Below are 24,655 nucleotides of genomic sequence, written 5' to 3' on the forward strand. Positions count from 1 at the left end.
GAGCCGGTGTTGCGAGCCCCGCAGTCGCGAGCAGAGGCGGTCCGGTGAGCGCGAGGAGTGAGCCGGTGTTGCGAGCCCCGCAGTCGCGAACAGAGGCGGTCCGATGAGTGTCGGGCAGGTGTTGCTGGTCGCCGTCCTGGCGCTGCCGGCGCTCGGCGCGGTTGCGGTGGCGGCGACACCGCGGGACCGGACGGCCCGACTGGTCGGCACGGTGGCGGCGACGTTGACCCTGCTGGCCGCGGTGCCGCTGGTGTTCGGCGGCCGGAGCTGGGTCGCCTGGTCGGCCGGCGCGCCGGCGGTGCGGCCCTGGCACCAACTGGACCTGCCCTGGGTGCCCGGCCTGGATCTGCGTTTCCACCTCGGCGTCGACGGCATCTCCTGGCCGCTGGTGGTGCTGACCGCGCTGCTCACGCTGTTGTGCTGCGGGTACACGCTGTGGCGGGTGCCGGCCGGCGGCAGTGGCCGAGCCCTGGTCGCGTTGCTGCTGGTGGTCGAGGTGGGCATCCTGGGCACCTTCCTCGCCCTGGACCTGGTGCTGTTCTTCCTCTTCTTCGAGGTCGTCCTGCTGCCGATGTACGCGATCATCGCCGGCTGGGGCGGCGCGGACCGGCGTCGGGCGGCCCGCAAGTTCGCGCTCTACACCCTGCTCGGCTCGGTGCTGCTGCTGGTCGGCGTGTACGTCGTGGTCGCCGCCGCGGGCACCGCCGACGTGGTGGCGCTGACCGGTGGCGGCGGATTGTCCCGGGGCACCCAGCTCGCCGCGTTCACCCTGCTCGCGCTCGCCTTCGCGGTGAAGAGCCCACTCTGGCCGCTGCACTCCTGGCTGCCCGACGCGCACACCCAGGCCCCCACGGTGGGCAGTGTGGTGCTGGCCGGGGTGCTGCTCAAGATGGGCACCTACGGCCTGATCCGGGTGGCGGTGGGGGTGGCGCCGGAGGGTGCCCGCTGGGCGGCGCCGGTGCTCGGCGTGCTGGCCGTCGCCGCGATCCTGGTCGGCTCGCTGGTCTGCCTCGCGCAGGACGAGGTCAAGCGGCTGATCGCTTACTCCAGCGTCGGCCACATGGGCTTCGTGCTGCTGGGCGTCGCCACGTTGACCACCACCGGCATCCAGGCGGCGCTGATCGGCAACGTCGCGCACGGCGTGATCACCGGCCTGCTGTTCTTCCTGGCCGGCGCGGTGAAGGACCGTACCGGCACGGGCAGCCTGTCCGAGCTGTCCGGGCTGCGGGAGACCGCGCCCCGGCTGGCCGGTCTGCTCGCGTTCGCGGCGATCGCGTCGCTCGGCCTGCCTGGGCTGGCCGGCTTCTGGGGGGAGGCGTTCGCGGTGATCGCGGCGATCCAGGTGGGCGGCCCGCTCTGGACCACCCTCGGTGTGCTGGCCGCGCTCGGCGGCGCGCTCACCGCCGCGTATTTCCTGCGGCTGCTGCGCCGTGTCACCCACGGCCGGCCGACCACCGCCGTCGGCGGGGTCGGTCCCACCCTGGCCGGGGCCGAGCTGACCGCGTGGGCGCCGCTGGTGCTGCTCGCCCTGGCCATCGGGCTGGCCCCGGCGCTGGTCCTCGGGGTCGCCGAGGCCCCGGTCGACGCCCTGGTGGGGGTGGTCCTCCGATGAACACGGTGCAGAGCGTGGACAGCGTGGCGCTGCTGCCGGCCTACCTGGCCGCCGGTACCGCCGTGCTCGTGCTGGTCACCGACCTGCTGCTGGCCCGCCCGCGGGCCACGGTCGTGGTGGCCGCGCTCGGGGCGCTCAGCACCGCCGTCGGTGCCGCCCTGGTCGGGGCGGGTGGCGAGCGGCGGACGTTCTGCGTCGGCGCCGACTGCTCCTGGATCTTCGGCGGCCGGGCCGCCCTGGTCGGCGCGGTGGTGGCGCTGCTCACCCTGGGCGTGCTCGGGTTGTCCGTGCCCGCGCTGCGGGCCGGGCGGTCACCGGTGGGGGAGTACTGCTTCCTGCTTGCCTGCTCGATGACCGGCGGCGTCGTGCTCGGCGCGGCCGGTGACCTCATCACCCTGATCGTCGCCCTGGAGACGCTTACCCTGCCGCTGTACGTGCTGGTCGGCCTGCGCCGGGGGAGTCTGGCCAGCGCCGAGGCGGCGGTCACCTTCTTCGTGGTCAGCGTCGTGGCCACCACGGTCGCCCTGCTCGGCGCGGCGCTGCTGTACGCGGTGACCGGCTCGCTGCACCTGGACCGGCTCGGCACGCTGCTCGCCGAGCGGCCGGAGCTGCGGGACCTGCCGCTGACCACCGCCGCGGTGGCGTTGCTGCTGCTCGGGCTGGCCTTCAAGGTGGCGGCGGTGCCGTTCCACGCCTGGGCCCCGGCCACCTACGACGGCGCACCCCTGCCGGTGGCCGCGTACCTGTCCACGGCGTCGAAGGTCGGCGGCGTGGTCGCGTTGCTCGCCGTGGTGCAGCGGTCGCTGCCGGCCGACCAGACCGGTCCGGTGCTGGCCCTGCTCGCGGTGCTCACCATGACCGTCGGCAACCTCGTGGCCCTGCGCCAACGGCGTACCGTCCGGCTGCTCGCCTGGTCCTCGGTCGCGCAGGCCGGTTACATCCTCGCCCCGCTGGGCGCGTTGGCGCTGGCCGCCGGCCGTACGGGCGAGGCACGGGATGCCGCGTACGCGGCCGCGGTGGCGTACACCGTCTTCTTCGTGGTCCTGGAGCTGGCCGCGTTCGCCGGGGTGACCGCCCTGCGCCCGACGGGTGCGGACGGCGGCACCCTGGACGACCTGCGCGGTGCGGCCCGCCGGCACCCGTGGCGGGGTGCGGCGCTCGGTCTCGCGCTGGTCGGCCTGGCCGGTCTGCCGCCCGGGTTGGCCGGGTTGTTCGCGAAGGTGACCGTGGTCCGGGCGCTGCTGGACGGTGGCGCCGCCTGGCTGGCGCTGGTGGTGGCGGTCAACGCGGTGATCGGGCTGGCCTACTACCTACGCATGACCGCCGCCCTGTGGGCGCCGACGGCGACGCCGGGCGTGGCGGTTCCCGGCGGTGCGGCGGCCGTACCTCTGGTGGGTGTGGTGGCGGTGGTGCTCGCGGTGGCCACGGTGGCTGCCGTGGTGCTGGGAGTCGCCCCGCAGTTGGTGCTCGACCTGGCCGGCCGTTGATCGCACCGGGCAGGTCTCAGTGAATTCTCAGCGTTGAGACGGATGGTTGGTGGGTACCGGGTTGTTGCACCGGTCAGCGGATCCCGGCGATCCGTGCACCGAAGGAGACATTGTGCACCACAACCGTCTGAAGACCGCCGCGCTGCTCGGCCTGCTCACCGCCCTGATCCTGGCGGTCGGCTACGGGTTCGGCGGCAGTGGCGGCCTGGTCATCGCCGTCCTCGTGTCTCTGGTCATGAACGGCATTTCCTACTTCTACTCCGACAAGCTCGCACTGCGCTCGATGCGGGCGCAACCGGTCAGCGAGGCGGAGTTCCCCGAGCTGTACCGGATGGTGCGGGAGTTGGCGGCCGAGGCCCGGCAGCCGATGCCGCGGCTCTACGTCAGCCCGACCGCGCAGCCCAACGCGTTCGCCACGGGTCGTAACCCACAGCACGCGGCGGTCTGCGTGACCCAGGGCATCACCGAGATCCTCGACTACCGCGAGCTGCGCGGTGTGATCGGGCACGAACTGTCGCACGTCTACAACCGCGACATCCTGATCTCCAGCGTGGCGGCCGGCCTGGCCGGCATCATCACCTTCCTGGCGAACATCGCCTTCTTCATCCCGCTGGGCGGTGGCGACGACGAGGACCGGCCGAACCCGGCCGTGCTGCTGTTGACCCTGATCCTGGGGCCGATCGCGGCCACCGTGATCCAGCTGGCGATCAGCCGGAGCCGCGAGTTCCAGGCGGACGCCTCGGGCGCCGAGTTGAGTCGTGACCCGCTTGCCCTCGCGAGCGCACTTCGCAAGATCGACGCCGTGGCGCGACGCCGGCCGTTGCCGGCACAGGGCCAGCTCACCAGCACCGCGCACCTCATGATCGCCAACCCGTTCCGGGGCGGCGGCGTGGCCGCGCTCTTCTCCACCCACCCGAAGATGGAGGACCGGGTCGCCCGGCTGGAGCAGATGGCCGCCAACTCGGGGCCTGTGCAGTTCCAGCGCTGACCCGCTGATCCAAGCCTCCGCCCGCACCCGTACCGGGTGCGGGCGGAGTGCTGTGTCACCCGCGATATCCGATACCTCGCACTGACCGGCGGCGTTAGGGTCGGAACGGCTCACGCTCATTACATTCTCTGGAGGTTCACGGTGGCCGCACTGCGCCAGTACCTGGGTGTCTGGCGGATCCCCGGCGCGCCGATGCTGCTGATCACCGGCATCATCGGGCGACTCGGGATCGGCATGACCCCGCTGGCGCTGCTGCTGGTGGTCGAGCAGGTGACCGGGCGGTACGCTCTCGCCGCCGTCGCCGGCGGGATCTACGCCGTCGCCGGTGCCGCGCTCAGCCCGGTGGCCGGCCGGATCGCCGACCGGGTCGGCCCGAGCCCGGTCCTGCTGGTCACCGCGGTGGCCCACCCGCTGGCGCTGATCGGGCTGCTGCTGGCCAGCCGGTCGGGCGACGACGCCCTTCCCGCCATCTACCTGGCCGCCGGCATCGCCGGAGCGACCTACCCGCCGCTCACCGCCGCGATCCGTGGTGCGTGGAACGACCTCACCGGCCCCGGCTCCGACCGGTACCACCTGCGCAACACCGCCCTGGCCGCGGAGACCTCGCTGTTCGAGATCGTCTTCGTGCTCGGCCCGCTGCTCGTCGCCGGCTTCGTGCTGTTCGCCGACGCCGCGGCCGCGCTGATCGGGGCGGCCGTGGTCACCCTGGTCGGCACCACCGCCGTCGCCCTCGGCCGTGTGATGCGTGGCTGGCGTCCGCACTCGCGTGAGCACCACGCCCGGGGGCTCGGCCCGCTGCGGGTGGGGGGCTTCCCGGCCCTGCTGGTCTGCGTGGCCAGCCTCGGCATCGCGTTCGGCGCGGCCGGCGTGATTGTCCCGGCGTACGCCGGCAACTACACCGCCGACGACCCGGAGAGCCTGGCCGGGATCCTGCTGGCGGTCTGGGGGATCGGCAGCGCGGCCGGAGGCTTCTGGTTCGGTGTCCGCCGGCCGTCCCCGAACATGACCCGGCAGTTCGCCATGCTGCTCGCCGCGCTCGCCGGCACCTTCGTGGTGTTCGCGGTCATGCCCACGCCGCTGGCGCTGGGTGTCGCGCTGGTCGTCGGCGGGGCCACCATCGCTCCCGCGCTGACCCTGGAGAACACCCTGGTCGGCCGGATCGCGCCGACCGGCATGCTGAACGAGGCGTACACCTGGGTGGTGACCATGTCGGTGGCGGCGAGCGCCGCCGGCGGCGCGGTGGCCGGCCTGATCGTGGACCACGCCGGCGGTGTGCCGTGGGCGTTCCTGTTCGCGGGGGCGTCGGTCGCCGTCGGGGCCGCGGTCGCCGCGCTGCCCGCCGGGCCGATCGCCCGCGCGGAGATTTCGACGGTACGCACCGACGAGCCCGTCGCCGCCTGACCCACCTGCCGCCGCGCGGTCAGGCTTGATCGAACGGGAGCGGGCAGCCGGAGCTGCCGGCGCAGGCCACCAGGTCGTCGCAGCCGGCGGAGATCGCCGCTCGCAGGGTGTCTCGGACGGCCGTCAGGTCGGCCAGCCTCCGCTCCACCTCGGCCAGCTTGGCCGTGGCCTGAGCCGGTAGGCCCGTGCTCGGGCGGTGATGCCGCTGGCCGGCGTGGAGCAGGTCGGCGACCTCGCCGAGCGTGAAGCCGAGACGCTGCGCGGTCTTGATGACCCGCAGCCGGGTGACCGACTCCGCCGGGTACAGCCGGTGCCCTCCGGGCGAGCGCCGTGGCGCGGCCAGCAGGCCACGACGTTCGTAGTAGCGCAGCGTCTGCGGGTTCACCCCCGCCGCGTCGGCCAGTTGACCGCTGCGCAACCACGACCCGGCCGACCCGGGTACGCCGACGGGCCGCGCCCGCTCCGCCAGGCCGTCGAGAACGCCGACGTGCGAGGCCGGCACCCGTACGTCGAGCGTCACCGCGTCCCGGCCGGTCCGCGTGACCTCGAAGGTGAAGAACGAGCAGCACGCCGACTCACGGGCGGTCAGGTCCCGGGCGGCGCGCTCGGCCTCCGCCGTGCCGACCAGGTGCAGCCGCAGGAGCTGCGCGGACGGCCGATCGAGCCGTCGGACGGCGTCGGCGAAGAAGCGGTCGAACTCGGCGAGGCGCACGGGCTGCTCGGCGGTGGGCAGGTCACAGGAGTCGGGGACCCACGTATCGTCCGTCCCAGGGTGTCGGTCGCTCACCACCCGACGGTAAGCCCGTACCCAGGTACCGGATGCAAGCCCGCACCCTTCCGGCTCTAGGCGGTCTTCGGACCGACCAGTGGAAGGAGACCCATGGCAAAGCTGCTGTACTCCGCGACAGCGTCACTCGACGGCTACATCGCCGGCTCGGGTGGTGACATGTCCTGGCTGACCGAGCACCTCGTCGGCGAGAACCCGACGGCGGACCACCTGTTGGCCAACATCGGCGCGATCCTGGCCGGCAACAGCACCTTCGGCGGCGACGACCCGAACCGCGGCACCGACAGCGAAGGGGCCTTCGGCGGTCGGTACCACGGACCGGTGGTCGTGCTCACCCACCGGCCGCCGGTCGAGCCAGCCCCGGGCGTCACCTTCGCCGGCGACCTGCACAGCGCCGTCGCGCAGGCCAAGGAGGCCGCCGGGGACAGGTACGTGAACGTCCTCGGCGCGAACGTCGCCAGACAGTGCATCCAGGCCGGGCTGCTCGACGAGATCCTGATGCTCTTCGCCCCGGTGCTGCTCGGCGACGGGGTACGCATGTTCGACCAGCCGGGCGGAACCAGGGTGCGATTGGCACCGATTCCCGGCGAGACCGCCCACTGGTACAGCGTCATCTATTGAGCCGTGTGTGGCGTCGCCGGAAACCGCTTCAGGCGGCGGGTGAGGTTGGCGGCGGGTACCTGTTGCTCAGCGGGTTCTTGTAGCTGAGGGGTTGCGCCGAGTCCAGAACTACGCCCAAGGTGGGGTGTATCGGCTCACGTAGTCGCGAGCACGGGGGAGCGGGTCCTGCCAGTACTGGTGCGGCATGCGGGAGTGGTGCGCCTCGCAGAATTCGGCGAGACTGTCCACGATCTTGACGCGCTCCAGCGGCCGGCATTCGAAGGCTGTGTTGGCCGTCAGCAATTCCGGCTCGGGGTTCCACCCCGAATGGTCGAACGCCCAGCCATCCCAGAGCGCGTAGGCGTGGAAGACCTGCCAGCCGTCTGCCAAGCGCACCCCTGCGATCTCAATCGGCCGATCCGGGTAGGAATCCCGGCACACCCAGGCCAGGATGTGACACGCTCCGGCAGCGAAGAAGGCCTGGTCCGTCCGGTCCCAGGCGATTCGCTGATCCGATCGCTCAATCGCAGTCCGACGAAATGCCCCCGCTGCTTCGGCCGCCACCAGCCAGACGTTAGCGAATGGTCCGACCCATCGCTCATGCCGCGATGCATCGCAGTCGCGGCCGTAAAGGCCACCAGAAGAGGTACGCCGGCTTCGGGCGGGCCGACGAGGACCAGCCCCAGGCCGTCGTCTGCCGAGGTGACAAGGCGTGATCGGCCCCATGGCCGGGCCCCGAAGCCGCCTTACCTGTAGTTGGTGAACTGGAGCGCGACGCCGAAGTCCTCGCCCTTGAGCAGCGAGATGACCGCCTGGAGGTCGTCCCTCTTCTTGCCGGTGACGCGCAGCTGGTCGCCCTGGATCTGGGCCTGGACGCCCTTGGGGCCCTCGTCGCGGATCTTCTTGCTGATCGCCTTGGCCTTGTCCGTCTCGATGCCCTGGATCACCTTGCAGTCGATCTTGAATACCTTGCCGGACGGGCGCGGATCGCCGGCGTCCAACGACTTCAGCGAGATGTTCCGCTTGACCAACTTCTCCTTGAAAACGTCCAGCGCGGCGCGCACCCGCTCCTCGGTCTCCGCCTGGAGGCCGATCGCCTCCTCGCCCGACCAGGAGATCTCCGCGCCGGTGCCACGAAAGTCGAACCGCGTCGAGAACTCCTTCTCCGCCTGGCGGAGGGCGTTGTCGACCTCCTGGCGGTCGACCTTGCTCACGATGTCGAACGACGGGTTCGCTGCCATGCTTCTGCTCCTGCTGTCCGGCGGACTGGGCCTGCCGTCGGCCGCCGACCGGCAGCACGACCCCCTGACCGTACCCGGTTGCGCCGGTGCCGGGGTGAGCCGCTATCCTTGCTTCCGCCGCCGCGTTACGACGCGGTGGGGTGCCCTGGCGGGTTGCCCGAGCGGCCAATGGGAGCGGACTGTAAATCCGTCGCGAAAGCTACAGAGGTTCGAATCCTCTACCCGCCACCAGGTGCAGAGATGACCCCGTGAGCTGCGGAAACGCGCTCCGGGGTCTTTCTCGTGGAGGCCACGGGCTGGACCCAGGCGCGAATTCGCGTTTCGGTGCGCCGGTTGCGGGTCCGCTGCGAGACTGGGCGCGTGCCAGCTCGCCGGCGCCCGGTGCCGGTCGATCCGACCCGGTAGGTGGAGAACATGTCTGACGACAACGAGATCCGCCCCTTTCGGCTCGACACGCCGGAAGAAGTGATCGACGACATGCGGCGCCGGATCGCGGCCACGCGCTGGCCCACCCGAGAGCTGGTCACCGATCGCTCCCAGGGCGTGCAGTTGGCGACGGTCCAGGAGCTGGCCCGCTACTGGACGACCGACTACGACTGGCGTGCGTGTGAGGCGAAGCTGAACGCCATGCCGCAGTACACGACCGTCATCGACGGCGTCGAGATCCACTTCATCCACGTACGGTCGCAGCACGAGGACGCCCTGCCGCTGATCATGACGCACGGCTGGCCAGGGTCGGTCGTCGAACTGCTCGGGACCGTCGGGCCGCTCACCGACCCGACCGCGCACGGCGCCGCCGCCGAGGACGCCTTCCATCTGGTGCTGCCGTCCCTGCCTGGCTACGGCTTCTCGGGTGAGCCGACCGAGCTCGGCTGGGACTCCAACCGCATGGCCGGCGCGTGGGCGCAGCTGATGGCCCGCCTCGGCTACACGCGCTACGTCGCCCAGGGTGGTGACGTGGGTGCCGCCGTCACGGACGCGATGGGCCGCCAGGGACCCGATGGCCTGGTCGGCATCCACGTCAATCTGCTCGCCGGGGCGATCGGTATCAAGGACAAACTGCCGGCGAAGTCCGAGCAGGAGCGCGTGGCGCTCGACGCGCTCAACACGTTCACAATGGACGGCTTCGGCTACTTCCTGGAGCAGTCCACCCGGCCGCAGACGATCGGCTACTCCCTGCTGGATTCACCCGTCGGGCTGGCGGCCTGGATGCTCGACCACGACACGGACAGCTATTACAAGATCTCCCGCGCGTTCGTCGACGGCAAGCCGGTGGGCAACCTGACCCGTGACAGCATCGTCGACAACATCACGCTGTACTGGCTGACGGGCACCGGCGCCTCGGCCGCCCGGTGGTACTGGGAATTTGGACGGACCATCGCCGCAGCCACCGCGTCCGGCCAGGCGCCTCCGCCGGTCTCGGTTCCGGTCGGCTTCACGACGTTCCCCGACGAGATCTGGGCTGCCCCGCGTAGCTGGGCCGAGACGGTCTACCCCGACCTCGCGTACTTCAACGAGGTCGACCGCGGCGGCCACTTCGCCGCCTGGGAGGAACCGGAGCTCTTCTCCACCGAGGTGCGGGCCGTGTTCCGGCCGCTTCGGAGCTCCTGAGCTCGTACGTCCGAGGTCGCCAAAGCGTAGGCAGTTCACCGTCGGGCGCGACGGTGGCTCGGCCTGGCGAGGAAGGCCATCCAGACGGGATCTCACCTCGGCCTGTCCTTGGGCTGGTGCAGCGTTCTTCGAGCCGCCAGCCGTGGATCCGGAAGGGATCCGTCGAGGTGCTGGCGCGCTGGCGAAGACCCGGTATGGTGGTCGATGGCTGGACACGGAGCGCAAGCGCGTCCTACCCTTGAGGCCCGTCACTGACAGTGACCGGCTCGCCAGATTTGATCGCCCCAGCACGGCTGAGCCGAATTGTGTTGAAGGTCGTATTCAATGCTGTACGAAGCGGTGAGCTGCCCTGCGGGCTCGTGATCAGGCCCGGCGTGATGAGGGCGGTGGGCCGAACGGCGGGAAGTCACAGACGGTGGGGCCATTCGGGCCGCCCACCACTTCTCTGGCTGCGCTCACTGTGGCACGATCGTGGAACCTCCACTACCCCCACGATACTTTCCGACAGGAGCAATCATGTCTGGTCGTAGGTTGGGCCGGCTGTTTGGCTCACTTCTAGTCCTCGCCGCACTCGTGAGCGGCATCGGCGGTGTCAGTCTCGGCGGCAGCGCAGGGGGCGGCGCGCAGGCTGGCGACATTGTCTGGCAGAGCGTGCAGGCTGGCGACATTGTGTGGCAGAGCGTGCAGGCTGGCGACATTGTCTGGCAGGTGCGGGGTGACCACGTCAGGCCGACCGCGCAGACGGCAGACATCGTCTGGCAGTGAGCGGCTGGGCGCCCTGGGTCCGTCATCCAATTGGGCTGTTCGGGGCGCCACGCGCCAATGGCGGAGTGCTCCGTGACGGTGTCGTGACCGCTCGGCGTCATTCCGAAGGAGCGCCATGATCGGTCGCGGTCAACCCCGGCGCAGGTCGTCCGAGGACGCATGGATCATCACCGCGCCTCTCGCTTTGATCGCGGTCACCTGCGCCACCATCACGGGGTTGGTCGCGAAGGAGCCATTCGGCGACTGGCCGGAGGCAGCTCTTCTTCTCGTCCTGATGATCGTGGCGGGGTTGCCGCTGCTCAGCCTGGTTGTTCGGCGGCAGACGATCGGTGTCACGCTCACCGAGCTGCCAATGGTCCTCGCGCTCTACTTTCTGCCGCCGCTGACGGTGGTGGTCATCTACACGTTGAGTTCGCTCATCACCCACACTCGGCAGCGGTTTTCGGCGCCCAAAGTGTGGTTCAACGTGGCGCGGGCCGCTGCGGGGACGTCACTGGCCGTCTTGGTCCTCCAGGCATTCCCGCCCATCAAGGGGGTGGGGCCAAGCACTTGGGTCAGCATCTTCGCCGCCGTAAGCATGGTGATCCTGATCAGTTACGCCAGCGTGGCCGCGGTGCACACGCTGCTGCACGGCTGGCAGACCGGGCGCGGGACATTGCGTACCGCCACGCCGGCGGTGCTCACCGCGGCGATCAACGTGTCGGTTGGCCTGATTGTGCTGATCATGGTCCGGAGCACGTGGTGGTCGCTGCTCCTGCTCGCCGCCCTCGGCGCCGGCCTTGTCCTGGTCTATCGGGCCTACGCCCAGTTCTTCCGTCAGCACCGCACCCTCACCGACCTGTACGACCTGACCCGCGCGGTGGTCGAGAGCGGGCACAGCGGCAGGCTGGCGGACGCGCTGCTCGGCCGGGTCCGCGCTCTGATGCAGGTGGAGTACGCGACGCTGTGGCTCCCGGCCCAGGGGCGGCACCCCGAGACCTTGTTGACTGCCCGGGTGGACGACCCCGGTCTGCTCGACCTGGCGCTCACCCCGCCGACGATCCGGGAGCGGGTCCGCGACACCCGGCGCACGATTGCCGTCGGCCGCGGTGTGACCACCGACGGAGAGTTCCGCGCCGATCTGGCCGAACGGCGGATCAAGGACGTGGTAGTGGTGCCGCTGCGGTCTGGTCAGGTCGTCATCGGCACCCTCGAGGTGGCCAATCGCCTCGGTGATGGCAACAACTTCACGCCCGCGGACATCGCCGTCTTCGAGACGGTGGCCGCGCACGCCGCGGTGGCCCTGGAGAATTCTCGGCTGGTCGATCGGTTGCGACACGACGCGTACCACGACGCCCTGACCAAGCTGCCCAATCGGCGGCGGATCACCGGCGCACTGGAGGAGTCGGTCAAGATCCGCACCGACGGCGAGGTGGTGGCCTTGCTGCTCTTCGACGTCGACGGGTTGCGGCAGGTCAACGAGTCGCTCGGCCACGCGGCGGGTGACAAGGTCCTCGCCGAGGTCGCCAACCGGTTGCGGGCCAGCGCGCCGTCGTCGGCCCTGGTCGGCCGGGCCGGTGGGGACGAGTTCCTGGTGACGCTGCGGTTGGAGAGCGCCGACGCGGCACTGGAGCTGGCCGGCCAGTTGCGCGACCAGATCCGCGACGAGATGGTCTTCGACGCGCTCACCCTCGACGTGAACACCGCCGTCGGGGTGGCCGTACACCCGGATCATGGCAGCGACGCGGCGACCCTGCTGCTCCGGGTCGACCTCGCCGCCACGGCCGCCAAGTCGGTGCCGGGCAGCGTACAGCTGTTCAACCCTGCGCTGGAGTCCCGATCGCTGCGCCGGCTGGGTCTCGCCGGCGATCTGCGCCGAGCACTGGACCATGACGAGCTGGAGGTCTACTTCCAGCCCAAGGTCACTCTGCGGGACCGCCACCTGGTCGGTGTCGAGTGCCTGGCCCGGTGGGAGCACCCGACGCACGGCACCGTGGCCCCCGAAGACTTCGTGGCGGTGGCCGAACACACCGGCCAGTTGAGCCGGCTCACCGAGGTGGTGCTCCGCGAGGGGCTGCGCCGCAGCCGGGACTGGGCACTGGCCGAACAGCCGCTGTCCATCGCGGTCAACCTCTCGGCCCGTACGCTCACCGACCAGCATTTCCCGGACCGGGTGCAGGAGCTGTTGACGGAGTACGGGGTGCCGGCGCAACGCCTCACCCTGGAGATCACCGAGGCGGGGGTGCTGGACGGCACCGACCGGCCCATTCCGACCCTGCGCCGACTGCGCGACCTCGGCGTCCGGCTGTCGGTGGACGACTTCGGCACCGGCGACTCGTCCCTGGCCCACCTCCGTCGGCTGCCGGTGCACGAGGTGAAGGTGGACCGCTCCTTCGTGCAGGGCATGGCGACCGACCCGGGTGACCTGGCGATCGTCAACGCGGTGGTGACCCTGTCCCAGCAGTTCGGCCTGGCCGTGGTCGCCGAGGGTGTGGAGAGTGAGCTGACCCTGGAGCTCCTCCAGGACATCGGCTGCGAGATCGGTCAGGGCTTCCTGTTCAGCCGACCGCTGCCGTACGAGCGTCTGGCCGCCTGGTTCGGCGCCCAGGCCGACCCGGAAACGATCTCCGGCGGGGAGCTCCCACGCCTTCGTGTCGTGCCCTGAGCTGGGCGCGGACGATCATCGGGGATCCGATTTCACCTGTCGAGCCGGGCCGTGTACTCTTACTTCTGCGCGCCTCCAGGGGAGATCGCGCAGGCCCCCTTAGCTCAGTCGGCAGAGCGTCTCCATGGTAAGGAGAAGGTCTACGGTTCGATTCCGTAAGGGGGCTCGAGGGTTCAGCTGGACCCACCGCGGCGGTGTAGCTCAGATGGCAGAGCAAGCGGCTCATAATCGCTGTGTCGCCGGTTCAAGTCCGGCCACCGCTACTCTCGTCTTCCGGGCACGGTCCCGGTGGCCGTGGGGATGGGCGCCACTGGCGCTCACTTTGCATGTCCGCGCAGTCAGCGACTAGGCTGACGCGTCGTAGTTGTTTCCGTTAGCGAGGAAGGCACTCCGCCGTGGCGAAGGCTACCGATGTCCGGCCGAAGATCACTTTGGCGTGTGTGGAGTGCAAGGAGCGCAACTACATCACGCGCAAGAACCGTCGTAACGACCCCGACCGCATCGAGCTGAAGAAGTTCTGCCCGCGCGACGGTCGGCACACGGTCCACCGCGAGACCCGCTGACCTGCGGCCGGCCCCACGCCGGCCATTGTTGAAGCTTTCCCGATCGCCGATCTGGCCGGGCCGGCGCGGCTCCGCCGCCGCCGACCGAGCAGATCGGCGATTGTGTTCTCCGTGTAGGTTCGCGGCATGTCTCTGGACCCTTCCTTCGTCGGCCGGACCTATCCGCCGACCGCCCCCTACCAGGTGGGCCGAGAAAAGATCCGTGAGTTCGCCACCGCCATCGGCGCCACCGACCCGGCCCACCACGACCCGGAGGCGGCCCGGGCGCTGGGCCACCCGGACGTGGTCGCCCCGCCGACCTTTCCGGTGGTCGTCACGATGGCCGCGAGCCGCCAGATCGTCGAGGACCCGGCGCTCGGCGTCGACTACAGCCGCGTGGTGCACGGCGACCAGCGGTTCGCGTACACCCGGCCGGTGGTCGCCGGCGATGAGCTGGTGTGCGCGAGCACCATCGAGGACGTCACCACCCGGGGCGGGCACGGCTTCCTGACCACCCGCACCGACGTGAGCACGGTCGCCGGCGAGCCGGTGGTCGCCGTCTGGTCCAAGATCGTCGTACGTGGGGAGGCGTGAGATGGAGCTGCCAGCCAAGACGTTCCAGGTGACCCGCGCGGACCTGGTCCGCTACGCCGGCGCCTCGGGCGACTTCAACCCGATCCACTGGAGCGACCGGTTCGCCACCAAGGTGGGTCTGCCCGGGGTGATCGCGCACGGCATGTTCACCATGGCGCTGGTCGGCCGGGCCGTCACCGAGTGGGCCGGGTCGCCCGACGCGGTGGTCGACTACGGCGTCCGGTTCACCCGGCCGGTCGTGGTCCCCGACGACGACCAGGGGACCGAGATCGAGGTCACCGCGGTGGTCCGTGAGGTGACCGAGGACGGCCTGACCCGGCTCGACGTGACCGCCACCTGCCTGGGTGAAAAGGTGCTCTCGCAGGCGCGGGCCACCATCCGGACGGCACGCTGAATCTTCCCGCCACGCGAGGCGGGGAGACCGGTTGGGAAAGTCGGGCGGCTACCCGTACACTGGTCCGCCGTGGGGCAAGTGACCCCTGCTCGGCCGTCTGTGGCCGCGTGGGGCGAGAGTTGCCGCACAGGGGTGTAGCTCAATTGGCAGAGCAGCGGTCTCCAAAACCGCAGGCTGCAGGTTCAAGTCCTGTCACCCCTGCGCCTCAGGCCTGACCGTTCCCGTGGGTCGCGCCGCCGAGATGGCGGCGTCCGGCCCGTGGTGGTGGCATTGGCGGGGTGGTTCCGAGGCATCGGGCCCCCCGGTTGATCCACCGGCCGCGGCCCGTCGCGGGACGGTTGGTCCGGCCGGCGTGACAGCGCCGCGCACGCCGTCCGGCGTGCGACCCGAGATTCCGCGACGGAGGGCGAAGTGGCCGACAACAAGCGGCGCGGCGAGGACGCCGGCGACGATCGTCTGGACGACGAGGTCGTCGACGACGTAGCCGACGACGACGCCACCAGCGCGGACGAGCCGGTCTCCCGGGGAGGCACCGCGACGCGGTCCCGCGCCCGGGCGGAGTCGGCGGACAGCCGGCCGACCACCCGGTCGGAGACCGGTCGGGTGGGCGTGTTCGGCCGCATCGCCCGGTTTTTCCGCGAGGTAGTGGCCGAGCTGCGTAAGGTCATCTGGCCGACGCGCAAGGAGTTGCTGACATACACCGCCGTGGTGGTGGCGTTCGTCGCAGTGATGCTGACGATCGTGGGTGTGCTGGACTACGGCTTCGCCAAGGTCGTGCTGTTTGTCTTCGGCAACTCGAGCTGACCGGCTGCCTCCAGAGCCGATAGTGACGGAAGTGAGCGAGCGTGCCTGAGTACGACGAGACCGCCGGACCGGTGGACGAGCAGTCCACGGTCGCGACGGCGGCTGGTGACGAGTCGGTTGAGGCCGCCAGCGAGCCGGAGTTCCCAACCACCGAGCCCGCCCCGGACGAGGAGTACGACCCGGTCGCCGAGCTGCGGCAGAAGCTGCGCTACGCGCCGGGTGACTGGTACGTGGTGCACTCCTACGCCGGCTACGAGAACAAGGTCAAGACCAACCTCGAGACCCGGATCACGAGCCTCGACATGGAGGACTTCATTTACCAGGTCGAGGTGCCGACCCGGGAAGAGGTCGAGGTCAAGAACGGCAAGCGTTCGCAGATCCAGGCCAAGGTCTTCCCGGGCTACATCCTGGTTCGGATGGAGCTGACCGCCGAGTCCTACTCCTGTGTCCGTAACACCCCGGGCGTGACCGGCTTCGTCGGCGCGACCGACCGGGCCGACCGGCCCGCGCCGCTCTCCCTCGACGAGGTGCTGAAGTGGCTGGCGCCGGCGATCGAGACCGAGCAGAAGAAGGCGAAGCCCGAGATCAAGGTCCTCGACTTCGAGGTGGGCGACTCGGTCACCGTCACCGACGGCGCGTTCGCGTCGCTGCCGGCCACGATCAGCGAGATCAACGCCGACCAGCAGAAGCTCAAGGTGCTGGTGTCGATCTTCGGCCGGGAGACCCCGGTGGAGCTCAACTTCAACCAGGTCGCCAAGATCTGACCGGTCGTCGGCGGCGGGCCCGGCCCGCCGCTGACGTCGGCGTACGCCCTCCCGCTCGACCTCGGCGGACGAGTGGGCTGCGGCCTGCGCTACTCTTGAACGTCGCCGCTGTCGCACCGCGCTGACCGTGCGCGCCCCGAGGGCGGTGTCAGCCGCATTTTCCCAGCTCCAAGCCCCAGGAAGTGACATGCCTCCGAAGAAGAAGCTCGTCAAGACGTTCACGCTTCAGCTGCCGGCGGGCCAGGCCACGCCGGCGCCGCCGGTCGGCCCCGCGCTCGGCCAGCACGGCGTGAACATCATGGAGTTCTGCAAGTCCTACAACGCGCAGACCGAATCCCAGCGGGGCGACATCGTCCCCGCCGAGATCAGCGTGTACGAGGACCGGTCCTTCACCTTCGTGCTGAAGACCCCGCCCGCTGCCCGGCTGCTGATCAAGGCCGCCGGTGTGCAGAAGGGCTCGGGCGTTCCGCAGAGCGAGAAGGTCGGCTCGGTCAGCCGCGCCCAGCTGCGTGAGATCGCCGAGAAGAAGATGGCCGACCTCAACGCCAACGACCTGGACCAGGCCGAGAAGATCATCGCCGGCACCGCCCGGTCGATGGGCATCACCGTCAACGACTGACCTCGGCCTAGGCCGACCACCGTGGGAGGGCCCGCGCCGAGCGGCCCGCCAGAGACCACAGGAGTATTCAGCAATGCAGCGCAGCAAGAGCTACCGCAAGGCCGCCGATGTCATCGACCGGTCCAAGCTCTACACCCCCTCCGAGGCCGTGAAGCTGGCCAAGGAGACCACCAACGTCAAGTTCGACGCCACGGTCGAGGTCGCCATGCGCCTCGGCGTCGACCCCCGCAAGGCGGACCAGATGGTCCGCGGCACGGTCAACCTGCCGCACGGCACCGGTAAGACCGCCCGCGTGATCGTCTTCGCCGCCGGCGCGAAGGCCGATGAGGCCACCGCGGCGGGTGCGGACGAGGTGGGCACCGACGAGCTGGTCGCCCGGATCCAGGGCGGTTGGCTCGACTTCGACGCGGCGATCGCCACGCCGGACCAGATGGCCAAGATCGGCCGGATCGCGCGGATCCTGGGCCCGCGCGGTCTCATGCCGAACCCGAAGACCGGCACGGTGACCATGGACGTCACCAAGGCCGTGCAGGACATTAAGGGCGGCAAGATCACCTTCCGGGTGGACAAGCACTCCAACCTGCACCTGATCATCGGCAAGGCCTCCTTCTCGGAGAGCCAGCTGGTGGACAACTACGCCGCGGTGCTCGACGAGGTGCTGCGCGCCAAGCCGTCCGCGGCGAAGGGCAAGTACCTCCGCAAGGTCATCCTGACCACCACGATGGGCCCGGGTGTCCCGGTCGACCCCAACCTGGTGAAGAACCTGCGCGAGGACTCGGCCGAGGCCTGAGCCGAGCCGACACTTCGCTCCACCGGGGCGCCGCCACCACCGTGGCGGCGCCCCGGCGCGTCTGAGGTGTGACAGGCTCGACCGCATGCGGCTGGAGAACGTCTGGTTTCGGTACCACCGGCGTGGTCCGTGGGTGCTGCGGAGCGTGGATGTGCGGATCGGTCCGGGTGAGGTGGCGGTCGTGCTGGGCCGTAACGGGGTGGGCAAGTCCACCCTGCTCCAGGTGGCCGCCGGGGTGCTCCGGCCGGCTCGGGGCCGGGTCACCGACCGGCCCGGGCGGGTGGGCTGGGTGCCGGAGCGCTTCCCGGCCGACCAGCCCTTCACGGTGGCGCGCTACCTGACCGGGATGGCCCGGGCGGCCGGGCTGGGCCGGGCCGCGGCCGACGCGGCCGTGACGGCCTGGACCGACCGGCTGGGGCTGGTCGCGTTCCGCGCGGTCCGGCTTCCGGAGCTGTCGAAGGGCACCGCGCAGAAGGTCGGCCTCGCCCAGGCCATGCTGCGCCCGCCGGGCCTGCTGGTGCTCGACGAGCCGTGGGAGGGGCTGGACGCCACCACCCGGGCCCTGGTTCCCGAGCTGATCGACGAGGTTCTGGCCGTCGGCGGGGCGGTCCTGGTCAGCGACCACCGTGGCGAGACGGTTCGGCTGCCGGGCGCGCGCCACTGGGCGGTGGCCGACGGCACGGTGGTCGAGGAGACCCCGGCGCCGGACGGGACGGTCGCGGTGATCGAGGTCGCGGTGCCGACCGCGCGGGTCGCCGGCACCGTCGCCCGGTTGCGCGCCGAGGGCCACCAGGTGCTGCGGGTACGCGCCGACGCCCGGCCCGCCCCGCCGCCGGCCCGACCAGGCGGTGACGACCCGGCACCGGACGAGCCGGTGACGGTGGACGGCGTCGGCGTGGCCGTCGATCACGCCGCGGGGGAGGCCCGATGATCGCCCTGGTCCGGCTGCGACTGGCCGGTTTCCTGCGGACCGGGCGGGCGGTCGCGCCGCTGCTCGCCGGCCTCGTCGCGCTCGGCATCCTGTACGGCGGCGGCCGGTCCCAGCCGGCGGAGGCGTACGGCGTCTCCGCGGTGGTGCTGTTCCCGTTGCTCGCCTGGCAGACCAAGATCCTGCTGGACGTCGAACCGGACGTGCAGCGCCGGCTCGCCCAGGTGACGGTGGGGGTGGCCCGGGAGCGGCTGGCGGGGCTGTTCGCCGCCGGCGTGGCGGCGCTGGTCGCGGTGGCCGTCGCGCTGGCCTTCCCGTGGTTGGTGGGCGGGGTCAACGGTCCGGTCGACCCGACGGACCGATCGGTGCCGGTCGGTGTCGCGCTGGGGCTGTGGGCGCATCTGTTGGTCGTACCCGCCGCGGTGGCCCTCGGCGCGCTGGCCAGCCGGCCCTCCGTGGGCGGCGCCGGGTACGGCGTCGCGGTGCTGGCCCTCGGCGGCGTCGGCGCGGTCGTGCTCGGCCTGACCGGGTCGGTGGCCCCCTGGCTGGCGCCGCCGATCATGGCGATAGCCCGGACCACGGCGGGCGACGCCGCCGTCCTCACCCTGCTCGGGCTCACCGCCTGGGCGCTGGCCTGGAGCGCCGCGGCGGTCGGCGGCTACCTGTGGCGGCGGCGAGCCCGGGGTTGAGGCGCCCGGAGTCGAGGCAGCGGTGGCCTGGCTCACACCGGGCGATTTGGTGCTGGTCACGGGGTCGCGTACTCTTCAAACGTCATCCGTGTTCTCATGGATGAGGAACCACCCAGAGACCGCTGGTCACCGTGCTTCGGCACGGTCGAAGGTCCCGCGACAACGGGCGACCCGCGTAGGGCGGCAAGCGTAACTCGGCAGTGAGCATGGTCCGCCGACCGTGACGATCCGCCGGCCCTCGCCCCGTGCGCCCTGCGCCGGGGCTTTTTCGTTGTCGTGCTGCCTCCGCCCCCGCTCCGGCTTCGGCCGTGACGGGGACCAGCCTCGAGTAACGAGAGAGGAGGGACATGGCGGACAAGCCGATCCGGGCCGACAAGGCCACGGCCGTCGCAGAGCTGACCGAGAACTTCCGCAACGCGGGCGCCACCGTGCTGACCGAGTACCGCGGTCTGACGGTCTCCCAGCTCACCCAGCTGCGGCGCTCGCTCGGCGCCGACACCAGCTACACGGTCGCGAAGAACACGCTGGCGAAGCGTGCTGCGACGGACGCGGGCATCAACGGCCTCGACGAGCTGTTCACCGGTCCTACCGCGCTGACTTTCGTTTCGGGCGACGTCGTCGAGGCGGCGAAGGGGCTTCGCGACTTCGCGAAGGCCAACCCGAAGCTCGTCATCAAGGGCGGTGTCTTCGAGGGCAAGGCCATCACCGCGGCCGAGGTCACGAAGCTCGCCGACCTGGAGTCCCGCGAGGTGCTGCTGGCCAAGCTGGCCGGCGCGATGAAGGGCAACCTGAGCAAGGCCGCGGCCCTGTTCCAGGCCCCGCTGTCGAAGACCGCCCGTCTGGCGGCTGCCCTGCAGGACAAGCGCGAGAAGGAGGGCGCCGAGGCGGCCTGACGGCCTCCCGGCGCACCAGTTCTTACTTAACAGATCCAGGAAAGGACGCCAGACATGGCGAAGCTCAGCACCGACGAGCTGCTCGACGCGTTCAAGGAGATGACGCTGATCGAGCTCTCCGAGTTCGTGAAGCAGTTCGAGACGACCTTCGAGGTCACCGCCGCGGCCCCGGTCGCCGTGGCCGCCGCGGGTGGGGCTCCGGCCGCCGCCGAGGCCGAGCCGGAGAAGGACGAGTTCGACGTCGTCCTCGAGGCTGACGGTGGCAAGAAGATCCAGGTCATCAAGGTCGTGCGTGAGCTGACCGGCCTGGGCCTCAAGGAGGCCAAGGACGCGGTCGAGTCCGCGCCGAAGGCCATCCTGGAGAAGGTCAACAAGGAGACCGCCGAGAAGGCGAAGGCCAAGCTCGAGGGCGAGGGCGCCAAGGTCACCCTCAAGTGACCTGACGTTCCACCTGCGCGTGCCCGGCTCGGCGAGCGGGGACACGATCGCGTCGCGACGGGCGGCGATCCGACACGGATCGCCGCCCGCCGTGTTGGTGAACCCGGCGACAGCCGTCCTGAGCTGGGCGCCGACGCCCTCTCGGGAGGACCCGAACGAGCGCGGCGGGTCGCCCTTCGGTGGGAAAGACGGCGCGACCCGGATTCCGGCCCTTGACGCGGCCCCGGGCTGCCAGGCACGCTGACACCAGCAAGACACCGCGCTTGCGACGGCCACGACGTGGGTAATGAAAGCGGCGGCACCATCGGCCGCGGCAACCCGAGCGGCCCAGCGGGAACGTTGCGTTCCGAGCGGCCCGGCAGACCCCCGGTTCACGGGGGCCGAGGCACGTTCCGCAACGACCTGCGGGGTGGGCTGGACAGCGGTTAGCCTCTCGGCTACACTGCTAGTTTGCGCTGCCTTCCGACTTGACCCCTGCTCGGAAATGTCCGTTTACGGATATTTCTGGTGGGGTCATTGGAGTGCACGCGTACCAGCCGTTCTGCAGCACCGGTCCTCGGAAGGACGCATCTTGGCAGCTTCCCGCCCTGCGAAGACCAGTCGTACGTCGAGCGCATTCGCGCCCCGTCGAGTTTCATTCGGCAGGATCACCGAACACCTCGAGGTCCCCAACCTCCTTGCCATCCAGAACGAGTCCTTCGACTGGCTCGTCGGCAACGAGGGTTGGCAGGGCCGGTCGGCGGACGACCCGCACGCACGCTCGGGTCTCGCGGAGATCCTCGAAGAGATCAGTCCCATTGAGGACTTCTCCGGCACCATGTCGCTCTCTTTCTCGGCGCCGCGCTTCGACGAGGTCAAGGCCTCGATCGAGGAGTGCAAGGAGAAGGACCTGACCTACTGCGCTCCGCTCTTCGTGACCGCGGAGTTCACCAACAACACCACTGGCGAGATCAAGAGCCAGACGGTGTTCATGGGTGACTTCCCGATGATGACGCCCAAGGGCACCTTCGTCATCAACGGCACCGAGCGCGTCGTGGTCAGCCAGCTCGTCCGGTCCCCGGGCGTGTATTTCGACAAGCAGCCGGACAAGACCTCCGACCGCGACCTCTCCAGCGTCAAGGTCATCCCGAGTCGGGGTGCCTGGCTGGAGTTTGACATCGACAAGCGCGACACGGTCGGCGTACGCATCGACCGCAAGCGTCGGCAGGCCGTCACGGTCCTGCTCAAGGCCATCGGATGGTCGGCCGAGCGGATCCGTGAGCGGTTCGGCTGGTCCGAGCTGATGATGACCACGCTCGAGAAGGACCACATCGCCGGCCAGGACGAGGCCCTGCTCGACATCTACCGCAAGCTGCGCCCTGGCGAGCCGCCGACGCGCGAGAACGCCCAGACCCTGCTCGACAACCTCTTCTTCAACCCGAAGAGGTACGACGTCGCCAAGGTCGGGCGCTACAAGTTCAACAAGAAGCTCGAAGTCGACGTGCCGATCACCACCGGCACGCTCACCGAGGACGACATCGTCGCCACCGTGGAATACCTCTGCCGGCTGCACGCCGGTGAGGAGGGCTACGAGGCCGACGACATCGACCACTTCGGCAACCGCCGCCTGCGCACCGTGGGCGAGCTGATCCAGAACCAGGTTCGGGTCGGCCTGTCCCGGATGGAGCGGGTCGTCCGCGAGCGGATGACCACGCAGGACGTCGAGGCGATCACCCCGCAGACCCTGATCAACATCCGCCCGGTGGTGGCGGCGATCAAGGAGTTCTTCGGGACGTCGCAGCTGTCCCAGTTCATGGACCAGACCAACCCGCTGGCGGGCCTGACCCACCGGCGCCGGCTGAGCGCGCTCGGCCCGGGTGGTCTGTCCCGGGAGCGGGCCGGCTTCGAGGTCCGCGACGTGCACCCGTCCCACTACGGCCGGATGTGCCCGATCGAGACGCCGGAAGGCCCGAACATCGGCCTGATCGGCGCGCTGTCCACCTTCGCCCGGGTCAACCCGTTCGGCTTCATCGAGACGCCGTACCGGAAGGTCGTCGAGGGTCGGGTCACCGACCAGATCGACTACCTGACCGCGGACGAGGAGGACCGGTTCGTCAAGGCCCAGGCCAACGCGCCGCTGAAGGCTGACGGCACGTTCGCCGAGGACCGGGTCCTGTGTCGTCGTAAGGGTGGCGAGACCGAGGACGTGGTCCCCGCCGCCGTCGACTACATGGACGTGTCGCCGCGGCAGATGGTCTCGGTCGCGACCGCCATGATCCCGTTCCTCGAGCACGACGACGCCAACCGGGCACTGATGGGCGCGAACATGCAGCGCCAGGCGGTGCCGCTGGTCAAGGCCGAGGCGCCGCTGGTGGGTACGGGCATGGAGTACCGGGCCGCGGTCGACGCTGGCGACGTGGTGGTCGCCGAGGTCGGCGGTGTGATCGAGGATCTCTGCGCCGACTACGTCACCATCCACCAGGACGACGGTCACCGCCGGACGTACCTGCTGCACAAGTTCCGCCGCTCCAACGCCGGCTCCTGCGTCAACCAGAAGCCGGTCGTCTTCGAGGGCGACCGCGTCGAGGCCGGTCAGGTCATCGCCGACGGTCCCTGCACCGACGAGGGCGAGATGGCGCTCGGGCGCAACCTGCTCGTGGCGTTCATGTGCTGGGAGGGTCACAACTACGAGGACGCGATCATCCTGTCGCAGCGCCTCGTGCAGCAGGACGTGCTCACCTCGATCCACATCGAGGAGCACGAGGTCGACGCCCGGGACACCAAGCTCGGCCCGGAGGAGATCACCCGCGACATCCCGAACGTCAGCGAGGAAATGCTCGCCGACCTCGACGAGCGCGGCATCATCCGGATCGGTGCCGAGGTCGTCCCCGGCGACATCCTGGTCGGCAAGGTCACGCCGAAGGGCGAGACCGAGCTGACCCCGGAGGAGCGGCTGCTCCGCGCGATCTTCGGTGAGAAGGCGCGCGAGGTTCGGGACACCTCGCTGAAGGTGCCGCACGGCGAGACCGGCACGGTCATCGGTGTGCGTACCTTCTCCCGCGAGGACGGCGACGAGCTGCCTCCGGGTGTCAACGAGCTGGTCCGGGTCTACGTCGCCCAGAAGCGGAAGATCCAGGACGGCGACAAGCTCGCCGGCCGGCACGGTAACAAGGGCGTCATCTCCAAGATCCTGCCGATCGAGGACATGCCGTTCCTTGAGGATGGCACCCCCGTCGACATCGTGCTCAACCCGCTGGGTGTGCCGAGCCGGATGAACATCGGCCAGGTGCTCGAAACCCACCTCGGCTGGGTCGCCAAGACCGGCTGGAAGGTCGAGGGCGACGACGCGTCCTGGAAGAAGCAGCTGCGCTCGATCGGCGCCGACGAGTCCGAGGGGGACACCAACGTGGCCACCCCGGTCTTCGACGGTGCCCGCGAGGAGGAGATCGCCGGTCTGCTCTCGTCGACCCTGCCCAACCGGGACGGCAACCAGCTGATCGGCGCCAGCGGCAAGGCGCAGCTGTTCGACGGCCGCTCCGGCGAGCCGCTGCCGGACCCGATCGCGGTCGGCTACATCTACATCCTGAAGCTCAACCACCTGGTCGACGACAAGATCCACGCACGGTCGACCGGCCCGTACTCGATGATCACGCAGCAGCCGCTGGGTGGTAAGGCGCAGTTCGGTGGTCAGCGCTTCGGTGAGATGGAGTGCTGGGCGATGCAGGCGTACGGCGCCGCGTACGCCCTGCAGGAGCTGCTCACGATCAAGTCCGACGACGTGCTCGGCCGGGTGAAGGTCTACGAGGCCATCGTCAAGGGCGAGAACATCCCGGAGCCGGGCATCCCGGAGTCCTTCAAGGTGCTGCTCAAGGAGCTGCAGTCGCTGTGCCTCAACGTTGAGGTGCTGTCCAGCGACGGCGTGGCCCTGGAGATGCGCGAGACCGACGACGAGGTGTTCCGGGCCGCCGAGGAGCTGGGGATCGACCTGTCCCGGCGCGAGCCGAGCTCGGTCGAAGAGGTCTGAGGTGAGCGGTCCGGGGGCCGGCTTGCCGGCCCCCGACCTCGCCCGAGTATTAGCAGTACAG

At 70.2% G+C, this 24,655-nt stretch carries 23 protein-coding genes and 4 tRNA genes; 24 read left to right on the forward strand and 3 right to left on the reverse strand.

What is annotated here, in order from left to right; all coding sequences use genetic code 11:
- The first annotated feature begins 103 nt into the window (after window positions 1–103).
- The 4 genes from ACFYPS_RS13295 (at window position 104) to ACFYPS_RS13310 (ending at window position 5,488) form a co-directional block, all read left to right on the forward strand.
- A complete protein-coding gene (locus ACFYPS_RS13295) occupies window positions 104–1,612 on the forward strand; it encodes a NuoM family protein (protein ID WP_387324548.1) in 1,509 nt (502 codons plus the stop codon).
- Window positions 1,609–3,099 carry a proton-conducting transporter membrane subunit gene (locus ACFYPS_RS13300; protein ID WP_354964818.1) on the forward strand — a complete coding sequence of 497 codons (1,491 nt, stop codon included), beginning with the start codon at window positions 1,609–1,611 and terminating at the stop codon, window positions 3,097–3,099. Before ACFYPS_RS13295 ends, ACFYPS_RS13300 begins: the two co-directional genes overlap by 4 nt.
- A 112-nt stretch (window positions 3,100–3,211) precedes the next feature.
- Complete coding sequence (gene htpX / locus ACFYPS_RS13305; RefSeq protein WP_354964817.1) at window positions 3,212–4,087, forward strand: zinc metalloprotease HtpX; 876 nt, start codon at window positions 3,212–3,214, stop codon at window positions 4,085–4,087.
- 141 nt (window positions 4,088–4,228) lie between these two features.
- Entirely contained in the window at window positions 4,229–5,488 is a 1,260-nt protein-coding gene (locus ACFYPS_RS13310) for an MFS transporter (protein WP_354964816.1), read from the forward strand.
- 19 nt (window positions 5,489–5,507) lie between these two features.
- Here the strand turns inward: ACFYPS_RS13310 and ACFYPS_RS13315 are convergent, their stop codons facing one another.
- A complete protein-coding gene (locus ACFYPS_RS13315) occupies window positions 5,508–6,275 on the reverse strand; it encodes a MerR family transcriptional regulator (protein ID WP_354964815.1) in 768 nt (255 codons plus the stop codon).
- A gap of 93 nt (window positions 6,276–6,368) precedes the next feature.
- On the opposite strand from ACFYPS_RS13315, the gene ACFYPS_RS13320 reads away from it, so the two are divergent.
- Complete coding sequence (locus ACFYPS_RS13320) at window positions 6,369–6,896, forward strand: dihydrofolate reductase family protein (RefSeq protein WP_387324553.1); 528 nt, start codon at window positions 6,369–6,371, stop codon at window positions 6,894–6,896.
- 108 nt (window positions 6,897–7,004) lie between these two features.
- On the opposite strand, the gene ACFYPS_RS13325 is transcribed toward ACFYPS_RS13320, so the two are convergent.
- Window positions 7,005–7,439 (reverse strand): hypothetical protein, encoded by a 435-nt coding sequence (locus tag ACFYPS_RS13325; RefSeq protein ID WP_354964813.1) that lies wholly within the window; start codon window positions 7,437–7,439, stop codon window positions 7,005–7,007.
- 182 nt (window positions 7,440–7,621) lie between these two features.
- Window positions 7,622–8,116 carry a YajQ family cyclic di-GMP-binding protein gene (locus tag ACFYPS_RS13330; protein ID WP_354964812.1) on the reverse strand — a complete coding sequence of 165 codons (495 nt, stop codon included), beginning with the start codon at window positions 8,114–8,116 and terminating at the stop codon, window positions 7,622–7,624.
- A 147-nt stretch (window positions 8,117–8,263) separates the two neighbouring features.
- On the opposite strand from ACFYPS_RS13330, the gene ACFYPS_RS13335 reads away from it, so the two are divergent.
- The 19 genes from ACFYPS_RS13335 (at window position 8,264) to ACFYPS_RS13425 (ending at window position 24,594) form a co-directional block, all read left to right on the forward strand.
- Window positions 8,264–8,347 (forward strand) — tRNA-Tyr (locus ACFYPS_RS13335).
- Between the two features lie 183 nt (window positions 8,348–8,530).
- Complete coding sequence (locus tag ACFYPS_RS13340) at window positions 8,531–9,727, forward strand: epoxide hydrolase family protein (RefSeq protein ID WP_354964811.1); 1,197 nt, start codon at window positions 8,531–8,533, stop codon at window positions 9,725–9,727.
- Between the two features lie 573 nt (window positions 9,728–10,300).
- Complete coding sequence (locus ACFYPS_RS13345) at window positions 10,301–10,492, forward strand: hypothetical protein (protein WP_354964810.1); 192 nt, start codon at window positions 10,301–10,303, stop codon at window positions 10,490–10,492.
- A 115-nt stretch (window positions 10,493–10,607) separates the two neighbouring features.
- Entirely contained in the window at window positions 10,608–13,136 is a 2,529-nt protein-coding gene (locus tag ACFYPS_RS13350) for a bifunctional diguanylate cyclase/phosphodiesterase (protein WP_354964809.1), read from the forward strand.
- A gap of 93 nt (window positions 13,137–13,229) precedes the next feature.
- Window positions 13,230–13,302, forward strand: a tRNA-Thr gene (locus tag ACFYPS_RS13355).
- A 24-nt stretch (window positions 13,303–13,326) separates the two neighbouring features.
- A tRNA-Met gene (locus tag ACFYPS_RS13360) sits at window positions 13,327–13,399 on the forward strand.
- A 132-nt stretch (window positions 13,400–13,531) separates the two neighbouring features.
- Entirely contained in the window at window positions 13,532–13,699 is a 168-nt protein-coding gene (gene rpmG, locus ACFYPS_RS13365) for a 50S ribosomal protein L33 (RefSeq protein ID WP_007073056.1), read from the forward strand.
- A 126-nt stretch (window positions 13,700–13,825) separates the two neighbouring features.
- Complete coding sequence (locus ACFYPS_RS13370; protein WP_074314636.1) at window positions 13,826–14,272, forward strand: MaoC family dehydratase N-terminal domain-containing protein; 447 nt, start codon at window positions 13,826–13,828, stop codon at window positions 14,270–14,272.
- 1 nt (window position 14,273) lies between these two features.
- Complete coding sequence (locus ACFYPS_RS13375; protein ID WP_354964808.1) at window positions 14,274–14,666, forward strand: MaoC family dehydratase; 393 nt, start codon at window positions 14,274–14,276, stop codon at window positions 14,664–14,666.
- Between the two features lie 128 nt (window positions 14,667–14,794).
- Window positions 14,795–14,867: transfer RNA gene (locus ACFYPS_RS13380), tRNA-Trp, on the forward strand.
- A 210-nt stretch (window positions 14,868–15,077) separates the two neighbouring features.
- The gene (secE, locus tag ACFYPS_RS13385) at window positions 15,078–15,470 is read left to right on the forward strand and encodes a preprotein translocase subunit SecE (RefSeq protein ID WP_089018931.1); all 393 of its coding nucleotides are present in this window, start codon (window positions 15,078–15,080) and stop codon (window positions 15,468–15,470) included.
- A 41-nt stretch (window positions 15,471–15,511) separates the two neighbouring features.
- Entirely contained in the window at window positions 15,512–16,234 is a 723-nt protein-coding gene (gene nusG, locus ACFYPS_RS13390; RefSeq protein WP_354964807.1) for a transcription termination/antitermination protein NusG, read from the forward strand.
- A 187-nt stretch (window positions 16,235–16,421) separates the two neighbouring features.
- Window positions 16,422–16,853: a 50S ribosomal protein L11 gene (rplK, locus tag ACFYPS_RS13395; RefSeq protein WP_053653970.1), complete on the forward strand. Its 432-nt coding sequence runs from the start codon at window positions 16,422–16,424 to the stop codon at window positions 16,851–16,853.
- Window positions 16,854–16,926: 73 nt separating this feature from the next.
- Complete coding sequence (gene rplA, locus ACFYPS_RS13400; protein WP_354964805.1) at window positions 16,927–17,643, forward strand: 50S ribosomal protein L1; 717 nt, start codon at window positions 16,927–16,929, stop codon at window positions 17,641–17,643.
- 85 nt (window positions 17,644–17,728) lie between these two features.
- Window positions 17,729–18,574, forward strand: a complete 846-nt coding sequence (locus ACFYPS_RS13405; protein ID WP_387324561.1) for an ATP-binding cassette domain-containing protein — start codon at window positions 17,729–17,731, stop codon at window positions 18,572–18,574.
- Window positions 18,571–19,260, forward strand: a complete 690-nt coding sequence (locus ACFYPS_RS13410) for a hypothetical protein (RefSeq protein WP_387324564.1) — start codon at window positions 18,571–18,573, stop codon at window positions 19,258–19,260. Before ACFYPS_RS13405 ends, ACFYPS_RS13410 begins: the two co-directional genes overlap by 4 nt.
- Window positions 19,261–19,607: 347 nt before the next feature.
- On the forward strand, window positions 19,608–20,153 hold the full coding sequence (gene rplJ, locus ACFYPS_RS13415; protein ID WP_354964802.1) for a 50S ribosomal protein L10: 546 nt from the start codon (window positions 19,608–19,610) through the stop codon (window positions 20,151–20,153).
- 54 nt (window positions 20,154–20,207) lie between these two features.
- Window positions 20,208–20,591: a 50S ribosomal protein L7/L12 gene (gene rplL / locus ACFYPS_RS13420; protein ID WP_354964801.1), complete on the forward strand. Its 384-nt coding sequence runs from the start codon at window positions 20,208–20,210 to the stop codon at window positions 20,589–20,591.
- Between the two features lie 571 nt (window positions 20,592–21,162).
- On the forward strand, window positions 21,163–24,594 hold the full coding sequence (locus ACFYPS_RS13425) for a DNA-directed RNA polymerase subunit beta (protein ID WP_387324568.1): 3,432 nt from the start codon (window positions 21,163–21,165) through the stop codon (window positions 24,592–24,594).
- The last annotated feature ends 61 nt before the right edge of the window (window positions 24,595–24,655 follow it).

This window comes from Micromonospora sp. NPDC005087 (assembly GCF_042872965.1).
GTDB lineage: Bacteria > Actinomycetota > Actinomycetes > Mycobacteriales > Micromonosporaceae > Micromonospora.

What these genes read in the sequence shown, in the direction of transcription:
- rplL (WP_354964801.1), top strand. Translation starts at nt 20,208, where the DNA reads ATGGCGAAGCTCAGCACCGACGAGCTGCTCGACGCGTTCAAGGAGATG.
- ACFYPS_RS13405 (WP_387324561.1), top strand. Translation starts at nt 17,729, where the DNA reads ATGCGGCTGGAGAACGTCTGGTTTCGGTACCACCGGCGTGGTCCGTGG.
- ACFYPS_RS13320 (WP_387324553.1), top strand. Translation starts at nt 6,369, where the DNA reads ATGGCAAAGCTGCTGTACTCCGCGACAGCGTCACTCGACGGCTACATC.
- ACFYPS_RS13370 (WP_074314636.1), top strand. Translation starts at nt 13,826, where the DNA reads ATGTCTCTGGACCCTTCCTTCGTCGGCCGGACCTATCCGCCGACCGCC.
- ACFYPS_RS13410 (WP_387324564.1), top strand. Translation starts at nt 18,571, where the DNA reads ATGATCGCCCTGGTCCGGCTGCGACTGGCCGGTTTCCTGCGGACCGGG.
- ACFYPS_RS13295 (WP_387324548.1), top strand. Translation starts at nt 104, where the DNA reads ATGAGTGTCGGGCAGGTGTTGCTGGTCGCCGTCCTGGCGCTGCCGGCG.
- rplK (WP_053653970.1), top strand. Translation starts at nt 16,422, where the DNA reads ATGCCTCCGAAGAAGAAGCTCGTCAAGACGTTCACGCTTCAGCTGCCG.
- ACFYPS_RS13350 (WP_354964809.1), top strand. Translation starts at nt 10,608, where the DNA reads ATGATCGGTCGCGGTCAACCCCGGCGCAGGTCGTCCGAGGACGCATGG.
- ACFYPS_RS13300 (WP_354964818.1), top strand. Translation starts at nt 1,609, where the DNA reads ATGAACACGGTGCAGAGCGTGGACAGCGTGGCGCTGCTGCCGGCCTAC.
- ACFYPS_RS13375 (WP_354964808.1), top strand. Translation starts at nt 14,274, where the DNA reads ATGGAGCTGCCAGCCAAGACGTTCCAGGTGACCCGCGCGGACCTGGTC.
- rplA (WP_354964805.1), top strand. Translation starts at nt 16,927, where the DNA reads ATGCAGCGCAGCAAGAGCTACCGCAAGGCCGCCGATGTCATCGACCGG.
- ACFYPS_RS13340 (WP_354964811.1), top strand. Translation starts at nt 8,531, where the DNA reads ATGTCTGACGACAACGAGATCCGCCCCTTTCGGCTCGACACGCCGGAA.
- rplJ (WP_354964802.1), top strand. Translation starts at nt 19,608, where the DNA reads ATGGCGGACAAGCCGATCCGGGCCGACAAGGCCACGGCCGTCGCAGAG.
- ACFYPS_RS13330 (WP_354964812.1), bottom strand. Translation starts at nt 8,116, where the DNA reads ATGGCAGCGAACCCGTCGTTCGACATCGTGAGCAAGGTCGACCGCCAG.